Annotated in this window: 5 protein-coding genes and 2 tRNA genes; 4 read left to right on the top strand and 3 right to left on the bottom strand. The window is 73.0% G+C overall.

Annotated elements, in window-relative coordinates:
- Nucleotides 1–92: 92 nt before the first annotated feature.
- Together sigJ and JS521_RS24545 are read left to right on the top strand one after the other, a co-directional pair.
- Nucleotides 93–1,046 carry an RNA polymerase sigma factor SigJ gene (gene sigJ / locus JS521_RS24550; protein ID WP_205085111.1) on the top strand — a complete coding sequence of 318 codons (954 nt, stop codon included), beginning with the start codon at nt 93–95 and terminating at the stop codon, nt 1,044–1,046.
- Between the two features lie 102 nt (nt 1,047–1,148).
- Nucleotides 1,149–2,384, top strand: coding sequence for an NAD(P)/FAD-dependent oxidoreductase (locus JS521_RS24545; protein WP_205085113.1), 1,236 nt, complete (start codon nt 1,149–1,151; stop codon nt 2,382–2,384).
- Nucleotides 2,385–2,531: 147 nt separating this feature from the next.
- On the opposite strand, the gene JS521_RS24540 is transcribed toward JS521_RS24545, so the two are convergent.
- The 3 genes from JS521_RS24540 to JS521_RS24530 form a co-directional block, all read right to left on the bottom strand.
- Nucleotides 2,532–2,735, bottom strand: coding sequence for a hypothetical protein (locus tag JS521_RS24540; RefSeq protein ID WP_205085110.1), 204 nt, complete (start codon nt 2,733–2,735; stop codon nt 2,532–2,534).
- A gap of 97 nt (nt 2,736–2,832) precedes the next feature.
- Nucleotides 2,833–2,905 (bottom strand) — tRNA-Arg (locus JS521_RS24535).
- A gap of 235 nt (nt 2,906–3,140) precedes the next feature.
- Nucleotides 3,141–3,231 (bottom strand) — tRNA-Ser (locus tag JS521_RS24530).
- A gap of 300 nt (nt 3,232–3,531) precedes the next feature.
- Between JS521_RS24530 and JS521_RS24525 the strand changes: the two genes are divergently transcribed.
- Both JS521_RS24525 and JS521_RS24520 read left to right on the top strand, forming a co-directional pair.
- Complete coding sequence (locus JS521_RS24525) at nt 3,532–4,134, top strand: SSI family serine proteinase inhibitor (RefSeq protein WP_205085109.1); 603 nt, start codon at nt 3,532–3,534, stop codon at nt 4,132–4,134.
- Nucleotides 4,135–4,460: 326 nt separating this feature from the next.
- Nucleotides 4,461–8,780, top strand: coding sequence for a hybrid sensor histidine kinase/response regulator (locus tag JS521_RS24520; RefSeq protein ID WP_205085108.1), 4,320 nt, complete (start codon nt 4,461–4,463; stop codon nt 8,778–8,780).
- Nucleotides 8,781–8,935 lie beyond the last annotated feature (155 nt).

The following is an 8,935-nucleotide window of genomic DNA, read 5'->3' as shown; positions in this document are numbered from 1 at the left end:
CAACCATCACCGCTGCCACACCGCACTCGGAGGCCAACCCCCGATCAGCCGCGTGAACAACCCTGCGGGTCAATACATCTAGGATCCGGACCATGGCGCTGACCGGGATCCAGATGGACCAGTTCGAGGCTGCCATGCCTCGCCTCAAAGCCATCGCCTACCGTCTGCTCGGCTCGGCGAGCGATGCCGAGGACGCCGTGCAGGACACGTTCCTGCGCTGGCAGGCCGCCGACATCGACCGCATCGTGGTCCCCGAGGCCTGGCTGACGAAGGTCCTCACCAACGTCTGCCTCAACGAGCTCACCTCGGCGCGCGCCCGGCGCGAGACGTACGTGGGCCAGTGGCTGCCGGAGCCGCTGCTCGCGGGCGACCCGATGCTCGGCCCTGCCGACACCGCCGAGCAGCGCGAATCGGTCTCGTTCGCGGTCCTGGCCCTCATGGAGCGCCTCTCCCCCAACGAGCGGGTGGCCTACGTGCTGCGGGAGGCGTTCGCGTACCCGCACGGGAAGATCGCCGAGATCCTCGACACCACGGAGTCCGCGAGTCAGCAGCTGTTCCACCGCGCCAAAAGGCACATCGCGGCGGGCCGGACCCGTACCGAGATCGACGAGGCGGCCGCCCGGCGGATCGTCGAGGAGTTCCTGACCGCCGCCACCAGCGGCCGGACCGAACCGCTGGTCCAGCTGCTCACCGCGGATGCCGTCGCGATCGGCGACGGCGGCGGAAAGGTCCCGGCCCGCGCGAAGGCGTTCGAGGGGGCGGCGGCCGTCGCGAGGTTCATGCGGAGCATGTTCACCCCCAACCGGGCCGCCCGTCGGCTCATCGGCGGCACCGCGGAGATCCACCTCTCGTCCGCCAACGGGCTGCCCGCCCTGGTGGTCCTGGTCGACGGCCGGGTCATCGGGGTGGTCTGCCCGGAGTTCACGCCGGACGGCATCGCCGCGTTCCGCAGCCAGGTCAACCCCGACAAGCTGGAACGCGCGACGCGGCAGTGGGCGGCCAAGAGCCACGGAACCCCCCTGCTCACCCTCTCCGAAGCCATGTGACTCACATCACACACACCACCTGTCAGGAATCGACGGCCTGCCCGGTTCAAGGGGCGAAACCGCGCGAGACAGGAGTGCAGGGACATGCAGAACACGCAGAACATGCGGCAGACCATCCAGCAGCACCGCGTCGTCGTCATCGGAGCCGGCTACACCGGGGCGACCGCCGCCGGACGCCTCGCCAGGCGGCTGCGCGGCGAGGACGTCTCCATCACCCTCGTCAACGCCGAACCGGACTTCGTCGAGCGCGTCCGGATGCACCAGCTGGCGGTGGGCCAGACCCTCCGCCCCCGCCCTCTCGACGACATGTTCGCCGGTACGGGCGTGAAGCTGCGCCTCGCACGGGTCACGGGCATCGACGTCGACCGCAGGACGGTGACCGTCACCGACACGGACGACGCCGAGGGGCCTTCGGACCTGGAGTACGACACCCTCGTGTACGCCCTCGGCAGCGCCTGGAACACCCAGGGCGTCCCCGGCACCGCGGAGCACGCCCACGAGATCGCCGGCCGCGCCGGAACCCTGCGTCTGCGCGACCGCCTGGCCGCCCTCGCCCCCGGCAGCCCCGTGACCGTGGTCGGCGGCGGCCTCACCGGCGTGGAGGCCGCGACGGAACTGGCCGAGACCCGCCCGGACCTCGACGTCTCCCTGGTCGCCCGGGGCGGCCTGGGAGACTGGCTCTCCCCCAAGGGCGCACGCCACCTGCGAAAGGTGTTCACCAACCTCCGGATCACCGCCCACGAGAACACCACCGTCACCGCCGTGCACGCCGACCTTGTCACCACCCCCGAGGGCGACATCCCGGCCGCGATCACGATCTGGACGACGGGCTTCGCGGTCCACCCGATCGCCGGGGCAACGACGTTGACGACCGGCGACACGGGCCAGATCACGGTCGACGCCACGATGCGTTCGCTCTCCCACCCGGACGTGTACGCCATCGGCGACGCGGCCCTGGTGACCGGCCCCGGCGACAAGCCGCTGCGCATGTCGTGCGCCTCGGGCATCCCCACCGCCTGGCAGGCCGCCGACGCCATCGCGGCCCGCCTCACCGACACCAAGCTCCCGACGATCTCGGCCCGCTACTTCAACCAGTGCATCTCGCTCGGCCGCAAGGAGGGCCTGATCCAGTACGTCACCGCCGACGACCGCTCCGTCAACGCAGCCCTGACCGGCCGCCTGGCCGCCCTCTACAAGGAGTTGATCTGCAAGGGCGCGGCCTGGGGCGTAGCGAACCCCACGATGGGCCTCCCAACCCGGCGCCGCCGGGTGACGGCGGAGCAGACACGGACGAGCGCGACGCCGGCGACAACGACTCCCACCACCGAAGCGGCTTGAGGCCCGGCGGTCCGAGACGGGGCCGGCCCGACGCGCGAGGCCCCGGAGTTCGCCTTCCTCCGGGGTCTCCACACCTCCGCTGCTGTACGGCACGCGCCGATCCGGTGGGTCACTCCATCCCGACCGGCCAGGTCAGGACCGTGACCTCTAGAACGGCCGGAACATCTCGTCCGACTCTTCACCGGGTGGCAACGACCGGCTCATCTGGACGTAGACGGGCCCGTACGGCGTGTCGGTCTGCAGGGCTTCCCACTGATCGAGATCGTGGGCGCAGTAACGACGCAGCAGATCGAGAAGCTGCGCAACTTCGGCATCTGACAGCGGTCCGCTGCCAGTAGAGGAGTCATCCACGGGCGCACGGTAGCCGAGGCGAGCGGACACCCCTCAGCCCACGCCCACCCCTGAAACGCCAGAGGCCCCGGATTTCTCCGGGGCCTCTGGCCTGCTGTGCACTCGGCAGGATTCGAACCTGCAACCTTCTGATCCGTAGTCAGATGCTCTATCCGTTAAGCTACGAGTGCTTGGCGTTCCGGGCTTTTTCTTCCCGGTCGGCGTTGCGAGAACAACATTACATGACCTGCGCCGTGACGCGAAATCCATTAGCCGCACCGCTGCTGAGCTGCGGAAACGGCCTCCCGAGGCCCTGCCCGGGGCCCGCCTCGACCCCTCCCCGTTCCGGCTGTGATGCGGCCGCGCGACCCCTCACCCCGGAACGACCGAAGCCCCGTGCCAGGGGCACGGGGCTTCGGGATGGAGCGGAGGCGGAGGGATTTGAACCCTCGATGGGCTTTAAGACCCAAACCGCATTAGCAGTGCGGCGCCATAGACCGGACTAGGCGACGCCTCCTCCACACACCTCGCGCGGACGCGAGTGGTGCGTGCAGATGATGACACAGTCGAACGTCGTGCCACCAATCGCCGCCAACGTTACTAGGCCTCCGGGGGCCAGGGCAAAGCAGTTCGGCGTGGTGGCGCAACGTCCGGGCGCGGTGCGCGTTAGAGAGGGGTGGGGGCCTCGAGTCTCCGCCAGTCGTCCAGTCGTCGTCGCCCGTTCGTCGTCCGTCAGCGTGGCGCCGGGGCGGGTCCGTGATCCGTCCGCGGCCGCCGCTCGCGGCCGACCCCGCCGCAGAGATCCTGGAGCTTTCGCATGCTGCGCCGTCTCGCTCTCACCGCCGTCGTCTCGCTCGCCGCCCTCGCCACCGCCGTGCCGGCGTCCACCGCCCTCGCCTCCGGGTCCGCCCCCGCCGAGTCCGCGTTCTCCGGGCCCGGGTCCGCCGCTCCGGTGCCCTCCGCCGTGCCCACCTCCGGGCCGTTCGCCGAGGCCCGGCCCGCCCTCGGCCCGCTGCCCATGCCCCTCCCGCTGCCCGGGTTCCTGGACGGCGGCGGAACGGCTCCGGGTGAGGCCGACGAGGTGCTGACCCGGCTCACCGTGAGCGTGGAGAACTCCGGGGTTCCCGGGGCCGACGGCACGTTCGAGCTGGAGTGCGGGCCCACCGGGGGCAGCCACCCGCAGGGGCAGGCCGCCTGTGACCGGCTGGCGGAGGCCGGCGCCACCCGGTCCGGGCGGCAGGAGCTGTTCCGGGAGACCCCCGAGGGCACGATGTGCACGATGATCCACGGCGGCGACGCCACCGCTCGTATCGTCGGCACCTGGGAGGGCCGGGCCGTGGACACCACCGCCAGCCGCCGCGACGGATGCGAGATCGCCCGCTGGAACAGCCTCGTGCCGGTGCTCCCGGACGTCCGATAGCCCGTCGCCGGCGGCGTGAATAGCCCGTCGGTGGCGGCGTAAAGACGTTCGCTCCAGCGAAGGGGCACGGGTGCTCCCGGGGCCCGCGAGGGCCCGGAAGGACCCGGCCGCGCCACGCGTCCGCGCACGTCACAGGGTGTGCGGACGCTCACGACATGGGCCCCTGGCGTACACCGCGCGCACAGAACCTTGGTGAGAGCTCCCCCTCATCCGCCGCCCCGGGGGCCTCCCCTGGCCTTAGACTCCTCCAGTGACAGTCTGCGGCCCGAGGGGCAAGATGGAGCCCGCTGTCGGCAAGGTGCGGTAATCAGGGAGGAAGCGTCGTCGTGAGCAGCAGGCCATCCCGAGGCACTGCTCGCCTCGCAGCCATACTCGATGCCCTTCCTGACGGGCTTCTGCTCGTCAATTGCAATGGCACGGTCGTCAACGCCAACGCCATCGCCCTCGAAATGTTCGAGACCCCGGGCACCGCGCTCGTCGGTCGCGGACTGCTCGATCTGCTGCCGGAGTTCGACTCCAAGCTGATCCCGGGATCGATGCGACGGCCCGAGGCTGCGGACGAGCAGGGCAGGACCAAGCCCACGCGGATGACCGCGCGGCGCACCGACGGCCACGAGTATCCGGTCGAGGTCACCAGCGCGAGCCTGGACAGCGGACAGGCCGCGTACAACGACATCCACTCCAGCTACACCGGCGACGAGCTCCTCATGATCGTCGTACGGGACCTCTCCGGCACCGTCGACACCGAGGCCGAGCTGGCCCGTTCGCAGCGGCAGACCGAGATGATCCTGCGGGCCGCGTCCGAAGGTGTCGTCGGTACGGACACCGACGGGCGCGTCGTCCTCGTCAATCCCGCGGCCGCGCAGATCCTCGGCTTCCGGGCCAGCGACCTCGGCGGCCAGGAGCTGCACCCCCTGATCCTGCACTCGCGGGCGGAGGGTGAGCCGTTCCCGTACGAGGACTCCCCCCTCGCCGACACCCTCAAGTCCGGGCGCAAGCACCGGGTGCGCGGGCAGGTGCTGTGGTCCAAGAGCGGCGCGCAGGTGCCGGTGGATCTGACGACGGCGCCGGTACGCGACGGGGACCAGCTCGTCGGCGCGGTGATGACGTTCACCGACCGCCGGCCCTACGAGGAGCTGTCCGCCCAGCACAAGAGCGTCGTCGCCGAGCTGACCACGAGCCACTCCGCCGAGGTCACTGCGCTCAAGGAAGCGCACGCCAAGGAGCTGGAGGCGCTGAAGGAGGCGCACGCCGCCGAGCTCGCCGACCGCAGCGAGCGGTACGCCGCCGAGATCGAGGGCCAGGCCGAGCTGCTCGCCTCCCTGGGCGCCCAGCACGCCCAGCTCACCGCCGTCCTCGGCGATTCGCTGCGCGGCCCCCTGGAGGAGCTGCGCGGCGAGCTGTCCACGCTCGCCTCCGACCCGGCCGGGCAGCTGTGGCCCGAGGCCAACCAGATCCTGCACCACCTCGCCGCCGGGTACGCCCGGATGACCACGCTCGTCGACAACGTGCTGGGCTACCAGCGCCTGGACGCGGGGGTGGAGGGGCTGCTGAAGGCTCCGGCGATGATCGACGGGATCGTCACGGGCGGGATCGACGGGGCGGTCGAACTGATCGGCCCCGGGCGCGCCCAGTTCGCCGTGCACGCCCCGCCGATCGAGGCCGAGGTCGACGCGCGCCGGCTCGCGACCGCCATCGCCCATCTCGTCGCGGACGTCTGCGGTGTCGACTCGACCGGCAAGACCCGGGCCGTGCCCGGGGGCGGCTACGTCGACTCCACCGTGGTCGTGGCCGCCGCCCAGCGGGGTGACGTCGTCCGTATCGAGGTGCGCGGACCGTTCGCCGGGGGCGACCCGGTGCACGAGCCGATCGTGCGCGGCATCGTCCGGGCGCACGGCGGGGTCCTCCAGACGCACGAGATGCCGGGCATGAACGGCAGCGCGTACGTCCTCGACGTGCCCATCGGCGCGGCGTCCGGCACGATCGCGCCCCCGGAGGCGGACGGAACCGGCCTGCTGCCGGAGCCCGCCGCCCCCATGTCCTCGTCGTCGCCGGAAGGCCTCGGCGCGCCGGGCGTGACCAGCGGCGGCCGGCGGCGGGCGCGCAGGTCCTCCACCGACGCGTTCCTGGACAGCCCCGGCGGTACGCCGGAGGGCGCCGACGACAGCATGGCCGGGGCCGCCGCTCCCGCTGCCCCTTCCGTTCCCGACGACCGCCCGGTCGCCGAGCCGACCGGACGGCGACGGGCGCGCCGTGGACCGGCCGCGCCCGAGGAGCAGCAGGCCCCCGAGCTGATTCCGGCCCAGCAGGGCGAGGGTTCCGGGCGGCGGCGCGGCCGGCCCAGCCCGGCCGAGGCGGCCCCGGGCACGGTTCCGGGAGACGCCGGGGCCACCCCGCAGGGGCAGTCACCGGCACCGCAGCGGGGGGCGCTGGCCCTGACCTCGGCTCCGTCCGCGCCCTCGGAGGGGTCCGTCGTCACCGCGGCCGAGAACGCCCAGGGCGGCGGTCGTCCGCAGCTCGGGCAGACCGTGCCGCCCCAGGGCGTCCCGGTGGACCCGCAGCAGCCCGTTCCGCCCACCGGACGGCGGGCCCGCCGCGAGGGCGGAACCGACGCTCCCGCCCTTCCCGCCCTCGCATCCGGAAGCGGCGGCAACGCCGGTAACGGCAACGGTCACCCCGGTCCCGAGCAGTCCCAGCAGCCCGGAGGCCGGCGGGCCCGGCGTGCACTGGCCGCCGCCCAGGAGCGCACCGCCGCCGATGCCGGTCCGCGTACCGCCTTCGCCCTGCCGCCGGCCGACGCGGACCGCGCGCCGCTCGCCCCCGACGCCCCGGCGGGCCCCGGCGACGACGCGAGCGCCCACCACACGCGTACCGCACCGGAGGCCGGCCACACGCCTCCCCAGGCGCACCCCGTCGCCCCGGCGCACAACGACCCCCAGGCGGACGGGCCCTCCCGACCGGACACCTCGGGGCAGGGAACCCCGGAGCCCGGAACGACCGGGCCCGAAACCACAGGGTTCGGAATCGCAGGGCCCGGAACCACCGGACAGAGCAGCTCGGGGCAGGGCACCTCCGAACAAAGCACCTCGGGGCAGGGCCTCCCGCTCGCCGCCGATGCGCAGCGCGCCCCCGGACCGTACGGCGGCGGCCTCCCGCAGGCTCCGAGCCCTGCACCGGAAAGCGGGCCTTGGGGCGACACCGAACAGACCGGGCAGACCGGGCAGACCGGGCAGACCGGGCACACCACCGGTGTCGCGGACGTCACCGGTCCCGGGGCGCACCCGGCCGACGGTGACGCGGGCGTCCCGGCCACGGACGCGCGGCGGCAGCCGCTGCCCGCCGAGGAGCCGATGCCGGACGGCAGCAACCCCGACTCGACGCAGGGCCGGGCCTTCAGCGTGCGCACGCTGGGCCAGGGCGTGCCGTTCGCCCAGCACCTCGCGCATCAGCAGAACCAGCCGCACCAGAGCCTCGGCGGGGCCGGCCGGCGTCGCAAGCTCGCCGCGCCGCCGGAGGGCGACCGCGCCCCGGCCCGGACCACCGTGGGCCAGCAGGCGCAGCCCCAGCAGGACCGGCCGGGCACCGCCGCCCCCATGCCCGCTCCCACACCCGGAGCGGGAGCTGATCAGCCTCAGCCCTCGTCCCAGCAGCAGTTGCGGCCGCAGGGGCCGGCACAGGAGCCCGGGCTGCCGGGCCAGCCGGGTCCGTCAGGGCCTTCGGGTTCGTCGGCCCAGGTCGGTGGCGGCGGCCCCGGCACCGCCTACGGCGAGGGGCAGCTGCTCGCGCCGCCCGTCGCGGAGGGGCGCGCGTACGCCATAGGGGCGCCCGACGAGGGCGCCGAAGGCCCGGAGCCGCTGGACGGCCCCGGGGGCGCGGTCGAGGTCGCCAACCGGCCGCACCCGCACCCGGTCGACGACGAGCTGCCGCCCGAGCCGCTGGACAACCCGCGCCGGCTGCTCGTCTGGCCCGCCCCCGACGTACCGACGCAGCAGGCACTGAGCGACCGGGGCTACCGTCCGGTGATCGTGAACTCCCGTGAGGAGGTCGACGCCCAGATCGCCGCGTTCCCCGCCGCGCTCTTCGTCGACCCGCTGACCGGACCCATCACCCGGACCGCGTTGCAGTCGCTGCGCCAGGCGGCCGTCGCGGCCGAGGTCCCGGTGCTGGTCACGGCCGGTCTGGGGCAGGCGACGCGGGAAGCGGCGTACGGAGCCGACCCGGCTGTCCTGCTCAAGGCGCTGGCCCCGCGCGACAGCGAACAGCATCCCTCGCGGGTGCTCCTGATCGAGGAGCACGAGGAGATCGCGGTGGCGCTGACGCAGACCCTGGAGCGGCGCGGGATGCAGGTGGCGCGCGCCGCGACCGACAGTGAGGCCGTCGACCTGGCGGGCCGGATGCGGCCGAACCTCGTCGTGATGGACCTGATGCAGGTACGCCGCCGACGCGCCGGGATCATCGACTGGCTGCGGGCCAACGGGCAGCTGAACCGCACCCCGCTGGTCGTCTACACCTCGGCCGGGATGGACCCTGCGGAGCTGCCGCGGCTCGGATCGGGCGAAACCGTTCTCTTCCTGGCGGAACGGTCGACCAGCGACGAGGTCCAGTCGCGGATCGTCGACCTGCTGGCGAAGATCGGCACCAACTAGCCAACTGGCCAACGGGCCCTGCACGACAGACAGGGCGGGGGGGGGGGGGGGGGGGACGGACAAACCCCCCCCCCGAACAAAGCACAATAAAAAGGAAGGTCACAATGCCAAAACAGAACAACAAGGAGTATCAAGCCAAGAACCCCACCCACACA

The organism is Streptomyces durocortorensis (assembly GCF_016901035.1).
GTDB lineage: Bacteria > Actinomycetota > Actinomycetes > Streptomycetales > Streptomycetaceae > Streptomyces > Streptomyces durocortorensis.
Note: the sequence above shows the minus strand (reverse complement) of the source record. Positions and strands in the feature narration are given on the sequence as shown.

What these genes read in the sequence shown, in the direction of transcription:
- sigJ (WP_205085111.1), top strand. Translation starts at nt 93, where the DNA reads ATGGCGCTGACCGGGATCCAGATGGACCAGTTCGAGGCTGCCATGCCT.
- JS521_RS24545 (WP_205085113.1), top strand. Translation starts at nt 1,149, where the DNA reads ATGCGGCAGACCATCCAGCAGCACCGCGTCGTCGTCATCGGAGCCGGC.
- JS521_RS24525 (WP_205085109.1), top strand. Translation starts at nt 3,532, where the DNA reads ATGCTGCGCCGTCTCGCTCTCACCGCCGTCGTCTCGCTCGCCGCCCTC.